The sequence below is a fragment of the Obesumbacterium proteus genome (assembly GCF_001586165.1).
GTDB classification, from domain to species: domain Bacteria; phylum Pseudomonadota; class Gammaproteobacteria; order Enterobacterales; family Enterobacteriaceae; genus Hafnia; species Hafnia protea.
Genome location: NZ_CP014608.1, coordinates 1,971,229 through 1,988,472, shown reverse-complemented (window position 1 = coordinate 1,988,472; position 17,244 = coordinate 1,971,229). Strand labels below are relative to the sequence as shown.

Genomic DNA, 17,244 nt, shown 5'->3' with positions numbered 1-17,244 from the left:
AATTTTAGAGACAAGATGATGAACGTACACTATCGCTGGTTAACACTCACGCTGGTATCCAGTGCGTTGTTTTTTAATCGTTGTTGATATGACGGTACTTTACACCGCGCTCCCTAAACTAACGCTGTCACTGGATGCAAATGCTTCAGAAAAATTGTGGATTATTAATGCCTATCCGCTGGTTGTGGCTGGTTTATTGCCTGCGACGGGGATGTTAAGCGATCGCATTGGGCATAAAAAATTATTTATCTATGGCCTTCCGGTCTTTGCCGCCGCCTCGCTGTGCGCCGCATTTTCACCAAGCGCTTCGATGCTCATTGCCTCGCGCGTGTTTTTAGCCGTGGGCGCAGCCATGATGATGCCGCCTACGCTTTCGATTCTTCGCCATACGTTTACCGATCCTAAAGAGCGTGCCTTGGCCATTGGTATTTGGTCTGCTGTCGCCTCCGGCGGCGCGGCTATCGGCCCTGTCATTGGGGGAGCCTTGCTGGAATATTTCTGGTGGGGGTCCGTTTTCCTGATTAACGTGCCGGTCGTTCTGCTGGTTCTCCCACTGGCGAAACAGCTGATCCCAACATGTGGCAGCACCAGTAACCGTCCTTGCGATTACCTAGGCTCCGTTCAGATCATGCTAGGACTCGTTGCATCGATCTACGCCTTGAAGGAGCTAAGTAAACCGGATGCGTCGTGGACGATAATGTTGCTATCCGCCCTGATTGGCATCGTATTTTTAGTTCTCTTTTATAAACGCCAGCGCAGATCCGCGTCACCTATGATTGATTTTTCGCTGTTTAGTAATCGAATGTTTTTCAGCGGCGTCTGTATTGCGTTGGTGGCCATGCTGGCGATGGTCGGCGTCGAACTGGTGCTTAGCCAACGGCTTCAGTTGGTGGTTGGATTGTCCCCGCTACAGGCGGCGTTATACATCCTGCCGATCCCGCTCGCCTCCGCGCTGGCGGGGCCTTTTTCTGGCCTTTTGCTACCAAAATATGGCGAGCAGAAAATCGTACTGGGCAGCTTGCTGATAACCGGCATCGGCATCATTGGTTTAGCTCTGCGCTATCAGGAAAGTATTATCGAAATCTTCGGCTATTTAATTGCTATTGGCTACGGTATCGGCGGTGCATTTACCGCGTCTTCAACCGCGATTATGTTCAACGCGCCGAACGAAAAATCGGGTATGGCCGCCTCCATTGAAGACGTGGCGTATGAATTGGGCAGCGTCCTTGGGATTACCCTATTGGGTGGAATGATGACGGCCATCTATAGCAACAGCCTAATTCTTCCCGCGGAGTTTGAGGACAATATCCAAGCCTACGACAGTATCGACGAAACGTTGAAGCTAGCAGGAAACATGGATATTGAGCAGGCGCAAACCCTGACTCACCTTGCCCACATGGCGTTTGATCAGGCGTTTGTTTCCGTTTTGATTTCCGCGTCCCTTTTGCTGTTGTTGAGCGCCGTTACGCTAAAGCGCACCCAATAATGCCGCTGCTTTGGAGATTATCATGGCATGGTTAGAAACCTTTTTGTCACAGATTGCCGATCACCCGGTTCAAATTTTTGCCCTGCTGTTTGCTATCGCACTCGGTAAATCCACCGTGATGATCTCCTCGATCCTGCCACCCGCGTCGTTGATGTTGCTGGCGGCAATCGCCGTCAGCCAGCCTTCACTTTCCATCACGCAGGTTTGGCTTGCGATTACGCTGGGAGCGACATTAGGCTCGGTGCTGACGTTTCATTTTGGCCAATTGATTAACCAGAAAATGCTTTTCCCACGCTTTTTCTCTCGTCATAACAGTAAGTTGCAGCGCATCAGCGAAAAGCTACAGCATAAAGGCGGCCTGCTGGTTTTGTTCACGTCACGTTTTATAGCCGTACTGCGCTATATGGTGCCCATGGCCGCTGGAATGATGACCTTTAGCCGCACGCGCGTTTACTGTGTCACCGCATTTTCAGCTGCCGTGTGGGCGTGCCTATTTATCGGTATCGTTTCAGGCGCGCTCTATTTCGCCGCTCCTATCATCTAGCCATCAGCGTTTAGGGGTATAGAATCAGGCTCATCAATACATGTATTATAGATGAATATTATATAGCGATGACGCAGGGAGACTTAGCGATGCCAGATAGCCGAATTCAACGAGAAAAGCTGACGATCAGAAAAATGATCTCGCTTTATCAGCGCCGCTGCCCCGATGCTCAGCATGACGACGAACACTACGATAACCTGTATGCCTATGCGGTAAAGCGCCTCGACCGCTGTGTGTTTGGCGCAGAAAAACCGGCCTGTAAGCAATGCCCTGTGCACTGCTATCAACCCGCCAAGCGCGAAGAAATGAAGCAAATTATGCGTTGGTCGGGTCCGAGAATGCTGTGGCGGCACCCTATCCTTACCGTGCGTCACCTGATTGACGACAAACGCCCTGTACCTGAATTGCCGGAAAAGTATCGTCCCAAAAAACCTTAAGCGATGAAACGCGTGGGCGATCAACCTGCGCTATTGCTGTTCTCATCACTTCCGAACTAAGATGCTTGGAAGCTATAAACCTCGTATTAAATCTATATAGAAAGTACTTACTGTATTTTTACTCGCTTTAAATACCAAGAATCAGAACTAAAAACTCTCACCGCGAAAATATCTCCCCCTCTCTTTTTTGACCTAAATCAATTATGCATTTGATTTACACCTTTATTTGTAGACGTTAGATACAAGTTTAACTATAAAGCCAAATGATAATTATTATTGTTCGCTTTAAGGTTAAAGACTATGTTCAGTACAAGGAATACGTGCTTTCTACTTTCAGCTTTATCTCTGTTTGTTTCACAACAGCTTGGCGCGGCATCGGCTCCCCAGCAGTCCGGTAGCAGCGTTGACGAAGATCCGATTTATGTCACCACCACCAGCCGTAGCGAAACAACCCTGTGGGACAGCCCTGCAACCATTCAAGTTATCGACAGCGAGCAGCTTGAGCGTTCTACCCGTTTATCGTTAGCAGATGAGTTACAAGATATTCCCGGCGTTGAAATCACCGATAACGGCTTGGCTGGCCGTAAACAGGTGCGCATTCGCGGTGAAGGCTCTTCACGCGTGCTGTTACTGATCGATGGGCAGGAAGTCACCTACCAACGCGCAGGACAAGATTTCGGTCCCGGTATTTTGATTGATGAGTCGTCACTAGAGCGCATTGAAGTGGTCAAAGGCCCCTACTCGGTGCTATATGGCTCTCAAGCCATCGGTGGCGTGATCAACTTCATCACCCGCAAAGGCGGCGATAAGCCGGTCAGCGGTTCGGTCAAGGCGGTTTATGATACCGCCACCAACGGCTGGCGTGAGTCTGCCAGCGCATATGGCAGCATCGGTAATTTAGACTACCGCCTGAACGGCAGCTATGCCGATCACGGTGATAGAGACACCCCAGACGGCCGCTTGCCCAATACCGGCTTCAACAATAATAGCCAAGGCCTATGGCTTGGCTACACGCTGGATAAGCATAAGTTTGGCCTATCGCTAGACCGCTATAAGCTCTCTACGCAAACCTATTATGACGATCCGTCCTATCAAGAATTCAGCGTTAAAATACCGAAGCTGGAACGCGAAAAGATTGGGTTGTTTTATGACTACGCGGTAGACGGCGAATATTTAAAAAATATTCACCTCGACGCGTACAGCCAAAAGCTTGAGCGTAAATTCGAAAATAAGGTCACGGTTGTCACGCCTACCGGCAGCCCGATGATCGGCGATCTACGTGTGGCTAACCAAACGCAGTCCGAAGACACGCAGAATACGCGCGGGCTCACCCTGCAATCTAACTTCGAGCTACCTGCGAATAACAATCTGGTGATCGGCGCTCAATACCAAGAAGACCGCGTCAAACAGACCTCCAACGGCAGCACGCAGTCCAGTAGTTCACACGGCTTCCCTGCCGCCGTGAATTACACTAAAGATACACTGGCGCACAACCGCTCGGAACAAACCAACTGGTCAGCCTTTGGACAAAATGAGTGGCAGTTTGCCGATAACTGGAAATGGACGCTCGGTGCGCGCCAATATTGGTTGAAATCTCAGCTATTGAACGGCGACGAAACGGTTTCTCACTCTTCCCAAGGCACAACCACCACCACGCTCGGCTCGCAGTCCGTCAGCGACAGCGCGTTTGTAACCGCCACTAGCCTGCGTTATTCCGGTATCGCCAATACCGAACTTCGTTTGGCCTTCGCTCAGGGCTATGTTTTCCCAACCCTGACGCAGCAGTTTATGCAGACATCCGCGGGCGGCGGCGTGACCTATGGCAACCCAGATCTGGATGCGGAGCACTCCAACAACTTCGAATTTGGGGCGCGCTATAACGGCAATATGTGGTACATCGACGGCGCGATTTACTACTCCGAAGCCAAAGACTATATCGCTTCTATTGCTTGCTCTGGGCAGAAAATCTGTAACGGCAACAGCAACTCATCACGTACCGATTATTACTACTACGATAACGTCGACCGCGCCAAAACCTACGGGATGGAACTCTCCGCCGAATATAACGGCTGGATGATTTCACCGTATGCCAGCGGCAACATCATGCGCCGTCAGTTCATCAGCCCAACCATGAAAACATGGGATACCGGCGATCCGAGCGTAACCGGACGTTTGGGGGTAAAAAATACGATGTTGTTTAATGCGATGAACCTGACCTCCGATCTTTATATTCGCGCAGCTTCCAAAGCCACGGACAGCACCGGTAGCGAAACGGAAAATCACGCCGGTTGGGCAACCTTAAACCTAGCGTTTAACAGCGAATTTGGTGCCGACGATCAGTATCAGGTCAACGTTGAGCTCAATAACCTCACCAACAAACGCTATCAAACCGCGCATGAGTCTATTCCTGCGGCGGGCATTAATGCGGCCGTTGGCTTTGCTTGGAAATTCTGATGATGAAAAAATTGATTATCGGCGCACTGGCACTCCTTCTCACCAGCGGTGCGATGGCTCAAGAGCGCTTAGTGGTCGCTGGCGGCTCGTTGGTGGAACTGCTCTACGCGCTTGGCGCGGGTGACACGCTCGTTGGCGTAGATGAAACCACGGCCTATCCGCCAGAAACCAAAGCGCTGCCGCACATCGGCTATTGGAAACAGCTGAGTGCCGAAGGCATTTTGTCACTGGCGCCGACCACCTTTATTACTTGGCAAGACGCCGAACCCAAGCTGGTGCTTAACCAACTCGTGCAACAAAAAGTGAAGGTGCTGACGCTGCCGCGCACGCCTGCCACCGTGGAACGGATGTACAGCAATATTCATACCTTGGCGAGCAGCGTGAACAAAACAGCGCAGGGCGACGAATTAGTCGCCAGCCTCCAGAAACGGCTGGCCGCTACCGCTGAAAAAAACCAGCAAATCGCTAAGCCCGTGCGCGTGATGTTCCTGCTATCGCCGGGCGGCGGCGTACCGCAAATTGCCGGAACCGAAAGCGTGGCGGGCACCATTTTATCGTTGGCCGGTGGGCAAAATATCGCGAGCCACGCGGAATATAAAACCTACAGCGGTGAAGCGATTATTGCGGCTAATCCCGACGTGATCGTGGTCACTACCCAAAGCTTGGCTTCTGCCGACGGTAAAAAGCAGCTGGGCAACGTAGCTGGTGTCACTCGCACCGCCGCATGGAAAAATCAGCGCATCGTTGAAATCGATCAGTCGCTCATTTTGGGGATGGGGCCACGCATCGTTGATGCGGTTGAATTCCTTCAGCAGCAGCTTTATCCCAATCCAGCTTAATTTTTTCATTGATACGACAAGTATTTATAACAAGGAGCAACAACAATGACACATTCTGAACTGCATGCTTTCATGCAAACCCGTCCTGATGGCACGCTGGAGGCCATCGCTGAAAAATTCAATACCACGCTGCTTGAGGTGATCCAGCATTTGCCGGAGCATACCTTAGTTTCTGGCGATAAATTCGATGCAGTGTGGGATAGCGTCGTGGAATGGGGCTGCGTAACCACGCTGGCACACACCGCCGATGTTATTTTGGAGTTCACCGGAGAATTACCTACCGGTTTCCACCGCCATGGTTACTTTAACCTGCGCGGCAAAAAAGGGCTTACCGGGCATATTAAAGCCGAAAACTGTCACCACATTGCGCTGATTGAACGTCAGTTTATGGGCATGGACACCGCCTCTATTCTGTTCTTGAACCAGCAAGGCAGCGCCATGTTTAAAATTTTCTTGGGTCGCGACGAACATCGCAAACTGCTCGCTTCACAGGTAGACGCCTTCCGTGCCTTGGCGTTACGCCTTAAAACAGACGCGATCTAAACGTGGTTGCCGTCAATCATGACGGGATAGCTCAATATCACTGCGCCTCGTGGCGCAGTGACTTATCGATGCGATGGAGATCCTGAGTGATGAATAGCTCACTCTCATCTCCCTAGATGTTCTGGGGACTGACTTTTATCCTGTTGGCCTTGGTGCTATGTGCCGCGAATCTCGGCGCGATCAGCATGCCGTTTTCAGTGCTGTGGAACAGCGAACTACAGGATTATTATCTCGATATTTGGCTCAACGTGCGTATGCCACGCGTTTTGCTGGCTGTGTTGGTGGGTGCGGCGCTGGCAACGTCGGGCGTGATCATGCAGGGTTTATTTCGCAACCCGATGGCCGATCCGGGTTTATTAGGGGTTAGCAGCGGCTCGGCATTGATGGTCGGTATGGCTATTGTTTTTCCCGTCTCCCTGCCTGCGCTGTTTTTAATGTACGAACACATGCTGTTTGCCGTGTTAGGCAGCCTGCTTATCTGCACGTTTATCTTTTTCCTCAGCGGTCGCTCCAGCCACGGTGGCATGCTGCATCTGCTACTGGCCGGCATCGCGATTAACGCGCTGTGCGGCGCAGCGATTGGGATCCTCAGCTATGTCGGTGACGATCAGCAGCTACGCCAGTTAACGCTGTGGATGATGGGCAGTTTGGGACAGGCACAATGGCCCACGCTTCTGGTGTCCGCCTCGTTGGCGCTCCCGGCGATTTTTGTCACTTGGCGCAATGCAGGAACGTTAAACCTGCTACAGCTGGGTGATGAAGAGGCGCACTATCTTGGCGTGAATGTAAAACGTAAACGCCAAATGCTGTTGGTGCTAAGTTCATTATTAGTGGGTGCATCCGTCGCCATCAGCGGCGTGATCGGCTTTGTCGGATTAGTGGTACCGCATCTGGTACGCATGACGATCGGCTCAGACCATCGCTGGCTAATCCCCTGCTCTGCGCTGTGCGGTGCCTGTTTGTTGTTGCTGGCGGACACCTTGGCTCGAACCGTGGTTCAGCCTGCCGAAATGCCGGTGGGATTACTCACCAGCCTGCTGGGTGGACCCTATTTTTTATGGCTGATATTTAGATGCCGCCGCGGGCTTTAAATCAGTGCCATGACACCGGATACAAAGGGCGCAATGCCCTTTGTATTTTATGCCTCATTGTCAGACTGTTTTGAGCGATACCACTTCACGCCGATTAATCCCACCAGCAACGCGACCATCAGCACCACAAAGGCGATGCGTCGTTGATGCTCGTGGGCAAACAGGCGGAACAGCACTTCGCTGGCGGCATAACCGAGCGTAACGATGATAAATGCCCAAATCGCCGCACCGATAATATTCAGCAGCACAAACTTGCGTAGCTTGACGCCCGAAGATCCGATGATAATCGGGCCAATGGTGCGAAAACCGTAGGCAAAACGCATTCCTAGGATGAGCAGCGTCTCATGCTCACGCACCCGCTGTTGGAAACGTTGGATCTTTTTCTGCTGTCGCTTAAAACGCGCCAAGATCTGACGACCAAACCGTCGCCCCACCAGATACAGCGTAAAATCCCCCGCCGTGGCGCCCAAGAAGGTCATCAACAAAACTAAAGGATAGGAGAGTAGATGCTTGTGAGCCGCTGCGCCTGCCAGAAAAGCGATCGTTTCGCCCTCAATAATGCTGCCAATCACCACCGCAACATAGCCGTAATCTGAAATCCACTGGCCTGCATCCGTCATATTTAGGTTCCTCTCACGTATATCCCTCTAATGATACCGCAAAAAAGTCATTCCCTTTGGTTTCAGAAAACTAATGAATGTATTCTCAGCATTTCTCGAGAGGTTAAACGTATCGCGAACTAGCATGATTTAATTGAGCAGACCGTGATAAAAATTCATAAAATAAGTAAAGCTAGGTAAAAACTAATCGATAAAACACATTTTTTTGATAGGCTATATATAGTTTTATCGAACTATTGATTGGATTTTGCGATTGACCGCCTGCGCATCGTTACACGGAGAATAATCATAATGAAGTCAGAAACTGAAGCATGCCGCGTGAAAACACGGCATAGCGAGTACTCGTTAGCTCTACCTGTTATCGCCTTAGTTGTCCTGACTCTGTGGGGCAATACTCAGAGTTTACCCGCCGTCGCTGGCATTAATATCCTCGCGCTGATCGCTATATTGAGCAGTGCGTTTAGCGTAGTGCGTCACGCTGACGTGTTAGCACACCGTTTAGGTGAACCCTACGGCTCATTAATTCTGAGCCTTTCCGTGGTTATTCTGGAAGTGAGTCTGATTTCTGCGTTGATGGCTACCGGCGATGCGGCTCCGGCGCTGATGCGCGATACGCTCTATTCCATCGTGATGATCGTCACCGGTGGTTTGGTTGGTTTTTCATTGCTGCTCGGTGGGCGTAAATTTGCCACTCAGTTTGTCAATCTGGCCGGTATTAAACAGTATTTAATTACGCTGATCCCGCTGGCGATCATCGTTTTAGTGTTACCGATGACCTTCCCCGGTGGAAACTTCACCACGGGTCAAGCGCTTATGGTGGCAGCTATTTCCGCCGCAATGTACGGCGTGTTCTTGCTGATCCAAACCAAAACGCACCAAAGCCTGTTTGTTTACGAGCATGAAGATGACGGCGATGATCCGAGCGATCCGCATCATGGCAAACCTTCGGCTCACAGCAGCGCATGGCACGCCGGTTGGTTAGTGGTGCATTTGATTGCCGTTATTGCGGTCACTAAATTCAATGCCAACCCGCTTGAAAGCCTGCTAAGCACGCTGAATGCGCCGCAGCAGTTCACCGGTTTCTTAGTCGCTCTGCTGATTTTGTCGCCGGAAGGATTGGGAGCATTGAAAGCCGTATTGGCTAATCAGGTGCAGCGCGCCATGAACCTGTTCTTCGGTTCTGTGCTAGCCACCATCTCACTGACGGTGCCTGCGGTTACGATTATTGCTACCTTGACCGGCCAACCGCTGATCTTTGCGCTGGATGCACCACAGGTGGTGGTGATGGTCGCCGCATTGATGCTGTGTCAGGTTTCATTTAGCACCGGACGTACTAACGTTCTGAACGGTGCCGCTCACTTGGCTCTGTTTGCGGCTTACCTGATGACGATATTCTTGTAACTGATTCAAACTGAAAAAACGGCGCAATTATCGCGCCGTTTTTTTTATTCTGACTATGCGCGTTTTACCCTGTGTGGTCACCCCAACCGAGACAGCATAACCCCCGTCACAATCACCAAACTGGCGGCGATCCTTGCTTTTCCCATCGGTTCTTTCAGCAACCACACCGAAAATATCATGGCGAATAACACACTACTTTCACGCAGCGCGGCCACAACGCCAATCGGCGCCTGAGTCAATGCCCAAATCACAATGCCGTAGGCCAGCAACGACATCGTTCCCCCCGCTAAACCCACCCGCCAATTGCGCTTAATCTGCCCCCAGGTTTTCCCTCGCTGATGCAGCCATAACAGCGGCAGCATGATGATACCGTTGAGCGTAAACAGCCACAGTGTATAGGTCAGCGGAGCTTCGGCAGCGCGGGCTCCGGCACCATCTGAAAGCGTATATCCTGCGGTAAACATGGCGGTAATTAAGGCATAGCGCACGGCTTTACCATTCAACTTTCTGCGCCCGCCGCCGCGTAGCGCCATTAACAGCACGCCTGAAACCAATACCAGCGCACCGATAACGCCTAACAGAGGCGGATATTCACGCAAAAAAAGCGCGCTGAGCATCATCGCCAACAGCGGTGCGCTGCCACGCGCCAACGGGTAAATTTGGCCCAGATCGCCTTGTCCATAGGCACGGCTGAGAAACAGGCAGTAGCCGGTATGCAGTACCAGAGAGAGTAACAACCACGGCAGCGATAAAAAGTTAGGTAAACCGACCCACGCTAAACCGCACAGCGACACTGCGCCGGAGAAAATCGCAATCAGCGCCACGCCAACAAAGCGTTCCTCACCGATTTTAACAAGGGTATTCCAGCTCGCATGCAGCAATGCGGCACACAGCACCGCCAGAAAAACCGTGGTCGTCATACCAACTTCTCACTAAATTAATCGAGATACCAACAGCATAAAGTCTCCACGCTGGATTGTCATAAATATGTCATAGAAGTGTTATGTCTAGGCGCTTAAATAAGCAAGGCCACCCGAAGGTGGCCCTGAGAACAAAATTGGATTGGGAAAAGCTTATTGGTATGCGTTTAAGGTGCGCTGGCAAAGCGCCGAGCGAACGCAGTCTTGGCTGTCGAAGCGGATAATACTGACCATCCCATCCTCGGTGAAGCGTTGCAGCGCATCTTCGAGGCCGGATTTCACTCCGCGAGGCAAATCACATTGGGTAATGTCGCCGTTAACCACCACGGTGACGTTTTCCCCCAGACGGGTTAGGAACATTTTCATTTGGCTAGCCGTGACGTTTTGCGCCTCATCGAGGATCACAAAAGCGTTTTCAAAGGTGCGGCCACGCATATAAGCGAAAGGTGCAATTTCCACCTTGCCGATTTCAGGACGTAAGCAGTATTGCAGGAATGAAGCCCCTAAACGTCGAACCAGAACGTCATAGACTGGGCGGAAATACGGTGCAAATTTCTCGGATACATCACCGGGTAAGAAACCGAGATCTTCATCGGCCTGTAATACGGGGCGCGTAACGATAATACGATCGACCTCTTTATGGATCAGAGCTTCGGCCGCTTTCGCTGCGCTGATGAAGGTTTTACCGCAGCCTGCTTCGCCTGTTGCGAAGATTAACTGTTTGGATTCAATTGCAGACAGATAAGCGACCTGTGCTTCCGTTCTGGCCGTGACTGGCGCGTTATCACGTTTTTCCCGCGCCATGCCAATGGTTTCGATACCGCCCATCTGAACTAGAGAGGCAGCCTGATCTTCCTCGCGCTGACGTTGACTACGACCATCACGTTTGACCACACGTTTAGCCTCACGGCGCGCTCTGATAACAGCTTTCTGTTTTCCCATTTTTGGCACCTTACAGTTGGTTTCAATCGTCATTCCACGTTTCATGAACGAACTGTCACTCGCTTATCTGAGAACCTCCTTATAGGATAGAGACGTGCTTAATACGAACCCACGCGCGAAGCCAATCCCTGCGGCGCGCAGTCGTAGCCGGTAAAGTGAAAAGAGAGGAATAGATAAATTTTTCGGGGAAGAAAGCCGTGACGCCCATTTTGCTGCGTCGACTTTTTGGCTGTCAGAGACAACCTGTTGAATGGTGCTGATTTGACATCGTGCTAGCCCAGGTAAGGACTGTTTCATCCGCGCTCCTCACAAACCTGCTGGTTCAATAACCTGCGTTGATGTGAATACTTCCGTCGCCTCATGAAAATGTACTGCTTAATAATGACAGTATAATGACAATGTTAATACTTTCATCTTTTATTGTTAATAAAGTTTTAACTTTACTATTAATTCTCTGATAGCCAGCCAAAAGCGCCATAATTATGTTATAAACATGCCTAATATTCTTTCTTTCACGCGGCTTCATGAAATTAACCACCTACACCGATTTTGGCTTACGCGCTCTGATGTATCTGGCCTCAATGCCCTACGGCCAGCGCACCAGCGTGGGCGAAATTGCCACGCATTACGATATCTCACGTAATCATATGGTCAAAGTGGTGGCGCAATTAGTGGGGTTAGGCTACATCCATGCAGTACGCGGCAAAGGCGGCGGCATAGAACTGGGCAAGCCAGCGGCAGAAATCAATATCGGTCAGGTGATCCGTGCACTAGAGAGCAATCTCAGCGGCATTGATTGCAATTCGCCCGGCTGCAAACTGATAAAAGTCTGCAAGCTACAGGCCGCGCTAAAGGTCGGCATGGAAGCATTTTTAACCGCGATGGAAGACTTCACACTAGCCGATTTGGTCAGCAATCGCGGCGAGATTATCGCGATTCTGGGCATTCCCGCAGAGTAAAAAGCATCAAGGCGGGACACATTTCTCCTCCCCGCCTTGATAAATACCGTCAGAACGTCACAAACACATCAGTGCTATGCCAGCCTTAGGTGATTAGAAACCTAAACTTCCCAGCAAATCATCCACCTGCTCCTGATTTGCCACAATGCCTGGGCCATTTTGGTTCATCTGCGGACCATTGAGCAAACCATCGTTGTCACGTTTTGGTTTTGCCGTAACGTCTGGAATGTTTTCGACCAACACCGCCAGCAGTTCTTTTTCGATTTCTTGCACCACGCCCATCATGCGCTTGATAACCTGACCTGTAAGGTCTTGGAAATCCTGTGCCATCATAATTTCAAGCAGCTGAGCATGCGTGAACGCCGTGTGTTCCGGCACCGCAGCCAAATAGCTACGGGTGTCAGAAACCAAAACGCGCGCATCAGAAAGCTCGATAGGATTTTCAAACCACTCATCCCAACGCACTTTTAAATCTGTCGCCCCTTTTTCTAACGTCGTTTGACGTGGCTGAGCCGCTTCAACGCAGTTTAAAGCACGCTCTGCGGCCTGAGCCGTCATCTGCACCACATAATCTAAACGATCGCGGGCATCTGGAATCGCTTCTGCCGCCTGCGCAATAGCCTGATCCAGCCCAAGTTCTTTTAGGCTGTCGCGTAACATGCGAGTTAATTGCCCAATTCGAGCAATAATATCGTTGGCCGTCGCCGCATCAGTTGCTGGCATAGGATGTTCGTTCATTGTGACTCCTTAGATCCCCAACTTTTCAAAAATCTTATTCAGCTTTTCTTCTAGCGTTGCTGCCGTAAACGGTTTAACGACGTAGCCGCTGGCACCTGCCTGCGCTGCTGCAATAATGTTTTCTTTTTTCGCTTCCGCGGTCACCATCAATACCGGTAATGTTCCCAGACTGCCGTCGGCGCGAATCGCCTGCAACAGTTGCAGACCATCCATGTTGGGCATATTCCAATCAGAAACCACAAAATCAAACGCCCCTGTGCGTAGCTTGGTTAACGCGTCCGCGCCATCTTCCGCTTCTTCTACATTGTTAAAACCCAGCTCTTTAAGCAGGTTTCTTACGATGCGGCGCATTGTGGCAAAATCATCGACAACCAAAAAACGCAGATTCTTATCCGCCATACTGACTCCTCAAAAGTCCCCCTCATTAGGGAACGTTAAATACGCAGCGCCTGTCCGGCACTAATTTGCGTCAGCATTCGCTGACTGACTTGTTGCAGATCGACCACTTCATCGACGCCGCCCGTTAAAATGGCCTCTCGCGGCATGCCAAACACCACACAGCTGGCTTCATTTTGTGCGATGGTATAAGCCCCTGCCTGATGCATTTTGAGCATCCCCGCAGCGCCATCGTTACCCATACCGGTTAAAATCACGCCCACCGCGTTGCGTCCTGCATAGCGCGCCACCGAGTCAAACAGCACATCAACCGAAGGCCGATGACGGTTAACCGCAGGCCCCTGATGCAGGCGCACAATATAGTTGGCACCGCTGCGCGCCAGCTCCAGATGCATATCCCCCGGTGCAATGTAGGCATGCCCTGGCAACACGCGTTCGCCCTCTTCGGCTTCCTTGACGGTGATCTGACACAGTTTGTTCAGGCGCTCGGCAAACGAACGCGTAAAGCCCGGCGGCATATGCTGGGTAATCAGCAGCGCGGGGCTTGATGACGGCAGCGGCTGTAGCACATGGCGAATCGCCTCGGTTCCGCCCGTTGAAGCACCAATCGCAATCAGTTTTTCACTGCTGAGCAACGGGGTATGGCTGAGCGTCACAGGTTTTACCGGCATCGTGCCACGCGCAGGCAGACGCGCTTTCGCCGCCGCACGCACTTTATCGGCAATCATTTCGCTGTAGGCCAGCATGCCTTCGCGGATCCCAAGCTGCGGTTTGGTGACGAAATCCACCGCGCCAAGCTCAAGCGCCTTAAGCGTAATTTCTGAGCCTTTACCCGTTAGCGACGACACCATCACCACCGGCATCGGCCGTAAACGCATCAGCTTTTCAAGAAAATCGATGCCGTCCATGCGCGGCATCTCAACGTCTAGCGTGAGCACCTGCGGATTAAATTTTTGATTAGATCGCGTGCCACCAGCGGATCTTGCGCCACCGCGACCATTTCCATATCAGGATGGCTATTAATAATCTCGGTCATCAATTGACGCATTAGCGCTGAATCATCAACGCACAACACCCGAATTTTACTCATCGACTCTCCTTGGACAGCCCATACACGGTTTGTCCGCGCAAATAAAACTCTTGGCTGATATGGCTAAAGTTTTCCGAATGCCCCGCAAACAGCAACCCGCCGGGTTTCAATAGTTTGATAAAGCGATTGAGAATGCGTGCCTGAGTCTCTTTATCAAAATAAATCATTACGTTGCGACAAAATATGGCGTCAAACGGCCCAGGCAAATCCCACTGCGGAGCCAACAGATTCAGCATTTGAAACTGTACGCGCTGGGCAAGCTCTGGCCTGACACGGACAAAGCCCTCCTGCGGCCCTGTACCGCGCAGAAAAAAGCGTTGCAGCTGCGAAGGCGTAAGATGCTTAGTTTCTTCTTGTCGATAAACGCCGCGCACCGCTTTCTCTAACACCTGCGTATCAATATCGCTCGCCCAGACCTGCGGCCCCACAGGCGTTGTGCCCAATGCTTCCGCTAAGGTCATCGCGATCGAATAAGGCTCTTCTCCCGAAGAAGCCGCCGTACTCCACACGCAGTAGTTGTGTGGCCGCTTACGCGCGTGTTCCGCCAAAATCGGGAAGTGGTGCGCTTCGCGAAAAAAAGCGGTTAAATTCGTGGTTAATGAATTAATAAACGTTTGCCACTCTCCGTGGCTCTGGCTGCTTTCCAATAACGCCAGATACGCGCCAAAATCATTCAGATTCAGCGCGCGTAAACGCCGCACTAGTCGGTTATAAACCATCTCCCGCTTATGATCGGCCAACACAATCCCTGCGTGTTGGTAAATAAGTTGGCTGATGCGACGAAAATGGGCGTCTGCCAGAGGGACTCTCTGCATCATCAATGCAGGTACCTGAGCATCATCGTTTCCTGACTGTGTAAATAAATTCGCCATCACTCACCCAATTTGCAATACGCGAGCAGCAAACCACCGCCCGCGATTAACTACCGTTTAGCCGCTGCTAAATCGGTTGCCATACATCTTTGTCCTTGGGCAGCGACTGCTCTAAGCTGGCAATAGGATTATCGACAACTCGGGCAGCGGGTGCTGATACCAGATGGAACGCGGCAACAGAGCGGGTTAGAGCATTTGCTTGTTCTTCCACCGCCTGCGTCGCTGATGCAGCCTCTTCGACCAGTGCCGCGTTCTGCTGCGTCACCTGATCCATTTGCGTTACCGCCAAGGCAACCTGTTCTATGCCTCGACTCTGTTCATCGGAAGCAGAGGAGATTTCCCCCATAATGTCGGTGACGCGAGCCACCGAACGCACCACTTCATCCATGGTGCTACCGGCGTTTTCAACCAGCACCGAGCCCTGCTTCACGCGGCTGACCGAATCATCAATCAGCCCTTTAATTTCTTTTGCTGCCTGCGCGCTGCGCTGCGCGAGGTTACGAACCTCACCGGCGACCACGGCAAAACCACGCCCCTGTTCACCGGCACGTGCCGCCTCAACCGCCGCATTCAGTGCCAGAATGTTGGTTTGGAAAGCAATGCCGTCGATCACGCTGGTGATATCGCCAATTTTCTGTGAACTGGTGGCAATCTCGTGCATGGTACGCACGACGTTACCCACGATTTCACCGCCGGAGGTTGCGGTTCCCGAAGCTTCTTTGGCCAAGCGTGCCGCCTGACGAGCGTTATCGGCGTTCTGTTTCACCGTTGCGGTCAACTGTTCCATGCTGGCCGCGGTTTCTTCCAGCGAAGCGGCCTGCTGTTCAGTACGCGAAGAGAGATCGTTATTACCCGATGCAATCTCTTGCAGACCGTTATAAATCGCGTCAGATCCTTGGCGGACGGTTAATACCGTCTTGGCCAGCGACTGCTGCATTTTTTGCAGGCTGCCAAACAGCTGACTCAGTTCATTACGGCCAATTACGCGAATTTCAGCTGAAAGATCGCCTTCAGCAATGCGATCAAAATGCGCACGCATGGTATTCAGCGGAGAAATCAGCATTTTGCGTAACCAATACAGCGAACTTAAAATCACGACAATCAGCATTGCTACGGCACCCACCACCATCAGCATTGAGAGGGTGTATGAGTTTTTATTTTCCGTTGCCGATTTCGCCAGCACATCATCTACGTGCTGGGTGTAGGCCTGCGTCTGAACTTCAAACAGGTCTTGGACTTTCTGCGTTGGCTGATCCATAAAGCCTTGCAGATCGCCTTTCTCTAATAACGCAATGAGCTCACGTAGCGTGGTACGCAGATTCTCGTAGCTCGCTTTGGTGGTTTCAGTCAGCTCAATACCTTCTTTGGTCACACGCGGTATGGCTAAGAACTGATTAAAATAGAGATCCGCTTTTTGCAACGATGAGCGAGTACCGGCCATCAGCTCATTCACTTTTTCCTGCGGGACTTTCAGCGCAGCCCGCGTACCGGCGCGGTTAAGCGTATTACGTGCCTGCAATAGGGCGACCCATGACTGATTCAGCGCTTCTCGCTGATCGTTAACGATCTGAACGTTAGAAAAGTTGTTGTTATCGGAACGAATCGACATAAACGACAAGCCGGTAGATCCTAATTGCAGCAGACAGAACACCATCAGCAGCAGGAATAGACTGGTTGATACTCGGATTCGGTTAAACACGATGCTTTCCTTTTGGGCCGGTTCGTTTGTAGGGTCCCGGCGCTGTCACGTTTAATGATTTCCACCGCCATTGACGCCGTGTTGCCAGCGACAGCGCCAATGCGTGGAAGACATACTCATATTTTCAAGGTGCAGCTCGCTTAAACATAAAGCACATAAATACATTTCAGCTTTCTGTGCGGCAGTTTTGTCTGCCACACAGAGGGTGATCTT

Annotated in this window: 15 protein-coding genes and 2 pseudogenes; 9 read left to right on the top strand and 8 right to left on the bottom strand. The window is 51.3% G+C overall.

What is annotated here, in order from left to right; translation table 11 throughout:
- Positions 1 to 18 precede the first annotated feature (18 nt).
- From DSM2777_RS09265 to DSM2777_RS09235, 7 genes and pseudogenes are all read left to right on the top strand, one after another.
- A pseudogene (locus DSM2777_RS09265) lies at positions 19 to 1,486 on the top strand (MFS transporter).
- 22 nt (positions 1,487 to 1,508) lie between these two features.
- Complete coding sequence (locus DSM2777_RS09260) at positions 1,509 to 2,030, top strand: DedA family protein (RefSeq protein ID WP_061553788.1); 522 nt, start codon at positions 1,509 to 1,511, stop codon at positions 2,028 to 2,030.
- Positions 2,031 to 2,119: 89 nt separating this feature from the next.
- Positions 2,120 to 2,467, top strand: a complete 348-nt coding sequence (locus DSM2777_RS09255) for a nitrous oxide-stimulated promoter family protein (RefSeq protein WP_046457801.1) — start codon at positions 2,120 to 2,122, stop codon at positions 2,465 to 2,467.
- 300 nt (positions 2,468 to 2,767) lie between these two features.
- Complete coding sequence (locus tag DSM2777_RS09250; RefSeq protein ID WP_061553787.1) at positions 2,768 to 4,921, top strand: TonB-dependent receptor plug domain-containing protein; 2,154 nt, start codon at positions 2,768 to 2,770, stop codon at positions 4,919 to 4,921.
- A gap of 2 nt (positions 4,922 to 4,923) precedes the next feature.
- Positions 4,924 to 5,760, top strand: a complete 837-nt coding sequence (locus tag DSM2777_RS09245; RefSeq protein WP_061555366.1) for a heme/hemin ABC transporter substrate-binding protein — start codon at positions 4,924 to 4,926, stop codon at positions 5,758 to 5,760.
- A gap of 45 nt (positions 5,761 to 5,805) precedes the next feature.
- On the top strand, positions 5,806 to 6,303 hold the full coding sequence (gene hutX, locus DSM2777_RS09240) for a heme utilization cystosolic carrier protein HutX (protein WP_061553786.1): 498 nt from the start codon (positions 5,806 to 5,808) through the stop codon (positions 6,301 to 6,303).
- A 116-nt stretch (positions 6,304 to 6,419) separates the two neighbouring features.
- Positions 6,420 to 7,394 (top strand): FecCD family ABC transporter permease, encoded by a 975-nt coding sequence (locus tag DSM2777_RS09235; RefSeq protein WP_061553785.1) that lies wholly within the window; start codon positions 6,420 to 6,422, stop codon positions 7,392 to 7,394.
- A 47-nt stretch (positions 7,395 to 7,441) separates the two neighbouring features.
- Here DSM2777_RS09235 and DSM2777_RS09230 read toward each other — a convergent pair whose 3' ends face one another.
- Positions 7,442 to 8,014, bottom strand: coding sequence for a DedA family protein (locus DSM2777_RS09230; RefSeq protein ID WP_061553784.1), 573 nt, complete (start codon positions 8,012 to 8,014; stop codon positions 7,442 to 7,444).
- A gap of 291 nt (positions 8,015 to 8,305) precedes the next feature.
- On the opposite strand from DSM2777_RS09230, the gene chaA reads away from it, so the two are divergent.
- The gene (gene chaA / locus DSM2777_RS09225) at positions 8,306 to 9,415 is read left to right on the top strand and encodes a sodium-potassium/proton antiporter ChaA (protein WP_025801707.1); all 1,110 of its coding nucleotides are present in this window, start codon (positions 8,306 to 8,308) and stop codon (positions 9,413 to 9,415) included.
- A gap of 77 nt (positions 9,416 to 9,492) precedes the next feature.
- Here chaA and DSM2777_RS09220 read toward each other — a convergent pair whose 3' ends face one another.
- Together DSM2777_RS09220 and phoH are read right to left on the bottom strand one after the other, a co-directional pair.
- Entirely contained in the window at positions 9,493 to 10,335 is an 843-nt protein-coding gene (locus DSM2777_RS09220) for a DMT family transporter (RefSeq protein WP_061553783.1), read from the bottom strand.
- Between the two features lie 153 nt (positions 10,336 to 10,488).
- Positions 10,489 to 11,277, bottom strand: a complete 789-nt coding sequence (gene phoH, locus DSM2777_RS09215) for a phosphate starvation-inducible protein PhoH (RefSeq protein ID WP_025801705.1) — start codon at positions 11,275 to 11,277, stop codon at positions 10,489 to 10,491.
- A gap of 524 nt (positions 11,278 to 11,801) precedes the next feature.
- Here phoH and DSM2777_RS09210 point away from each other — a divergent pair.
- Entirely contained in the window at positions 11,802 to 12,236 is a 435-nt protein-coding gene (locus tag DSM2777_RS09210) for an Rrf2 family transcriptional regulator (RefSeq protein WP_061553782.1), read from the top strand.
- A gap of 93 nt (positions 12,237 to 12,329) precedes the next feature.
- Here the strand turns inward: DSM2777_RS09210 and cheZ are convergent, their stop codons facing one another.
- From cheZ to DSM2777_RS09185, 5 genes and pseudogenes are all read right to left on the bottom strand, one after another.
- The gene (cheZ, locus tag DSM2777_RS09205; protein WP_025801703.1) at positions 12,330 to 12,974 is read right to left on the bottom strand and encodes a protein phosphatase CheZ; all 645 of its coding nucleotides are present in this window, start codon (positions 12,972 to 12,974) and stop codon (positions 12,330 to 12,332) included.
- Positions 12,975 to 12,983: 9 nt separating this feature from the next.
- Positions 12,984 to 13,373, bottom strand: coding sequence for a chemotaxis response regulator CheY (gene cheY / locus DSM2777_RS09200; protein WP_025801702.1), 390 nt, complete (start codon positions 13,371 to 13,373; stop codon positions 12,984 to 12,986).
- 35 nt (positions 13,374 to 13,408) lie between these two features.
- Positions 13,409 to 14,460, bottom strand: a pseudogene (locus DSM2777_RS09195) (protein-glutamate methylesterase/protein-glutamine glutaminase).
- Complete coding sequence (gene cheR / locus DSM2777_RS09190) at positions 14,457 to 15,332, bottom strand: protein-glutamate O-methyltransferase CheR (protein ID WP_025801700.1); 876 nt, start codon at positions 15,330 to 15,332, stop codon at positions 14,457 to 14,459. Before cheR ends, DSM2777_RS09195 begins: the two are co-directional and overlap by 4 nt.
- Positions 15,333 to 15,399: 67 nt before the next feature.
- Positions 15,400 to 17,031: a methyl-accepting chemotaxis protein gene (locus tag DSM2777_RS09185; RefSeq protein WP_061553781.1), complete on the bottom strand. Its 1,632-nt coding sequence runs from the start codon at positions 17,029 to 17,031 to the stop codon at positions 15,400 to 15,402.
- Between the last annotated feature and the right edge of the window lie 213 nt (positions 17,032 to 17,244).

What these genes read in the sequence shown, in the direction of transcription:
- DSM2777_RS09260 (WP_061553788.1), top strand. Translation starts at nt 1,509, where the DNA reads ATGGCATGGTTAGAAACCTTTTTGTCACAGATTGCCGATCACCCGGTT.
- DSM2777_RS09255 (WP_046457801.1), top strand. Translation starts at nt 2,120, where the DNA reads ATGCCAGATAGCCGAATTCAACGAGAAAAGCTGACGATCAGAAAAATG.
- DSM2777_RS09250 (WP_061553787.1), top strand. Translation starts at nt 2,768, where the DNA reads ATGTTCAGTACAAGGAATACGTGCTTTCTACTTTCAGCTTTATCTCTG.
- DSM2777_RS09245 (WP_061555366.1), top strand. Translation starts at nt 4,924, where the DNA reads ATGAAAAAATTGATTATCGGCGCACTGGCACTCCTTCTCACCAGCGGT.
- hutX (WP_061553786.1), top strand. Translation starts at nt 5,806, where the DNA reads ATGACACATTCTGAACTGCATGCTTTCATGCAAACCCGTCCTGATGGC.
- DSM2777_RS09235 (WP_061553785.1), top strand. Translation starts at nt 6,420, where the DNA reads ATGTTCTGGGGACTGACTTTTATCCTGTTGGCCTTGGTGCTATGTGCC.
- DSM2777_RS09230 (WP_061553784.1), bottom strand. Translation starts at nt 8,014, where the DNA reads ATGACGGATGCAGGCCAGTGGATTTCAGATTACGGCTATGTTGCGGTG.
- chaA (WP_025801707.1), top strand. Translation starts at nt 8,306, where the DNA reads ATGAAGTCAGAAACTGAAGCATGCCGCGTGAAAACACGGCATAGCGAG.
- DSM2777_RS09220 (WP_061553783.1), bottom strand. Translation starts at nt 10,335, where the DNA reads ATGACGACCACGGTTTTTCTGGCGGTGCTGTGTGCCGCATTGCTGCAT.
- phoH (WP_025801705.1), bottom strand. Translation starts at nt 11,277, where the DNA reads ATGGGAAAACAGAAAGCTGTTATCAGAGCGCGCCGTGAGGCTAAACGT.
- DSM2777_RS09210 (WP_061553782.1), top strand. Translation starts at nt 11,802, where the DNA reads ATGAAATTAACCACCTACACCGATTTTGGCTTACGCGCTCTGATGTAT.
- cheZ (WP_025801703.1), bottom strand. Translation starts at nt 12,974, where the DNA reads ATGAACGAACATCCTATGCCAGCAACTGATGCGGCGACGGCCAACGAT.
- cheY (WP_025801702.1), bottom strand. Translation starts at nt 13,373, where the DNA reads ATGGCGGATAAGAATCTGCGTTTTTTGGTTGTCGATGATTTTGCCACA.
- cheR (WP_025801700.1), bottom strand. Translation starts at nt 15,332, where the DNA reads ATGGCGAATTTATTTACACAGTCAGGAAACGATGATGCTCAGGTACCT.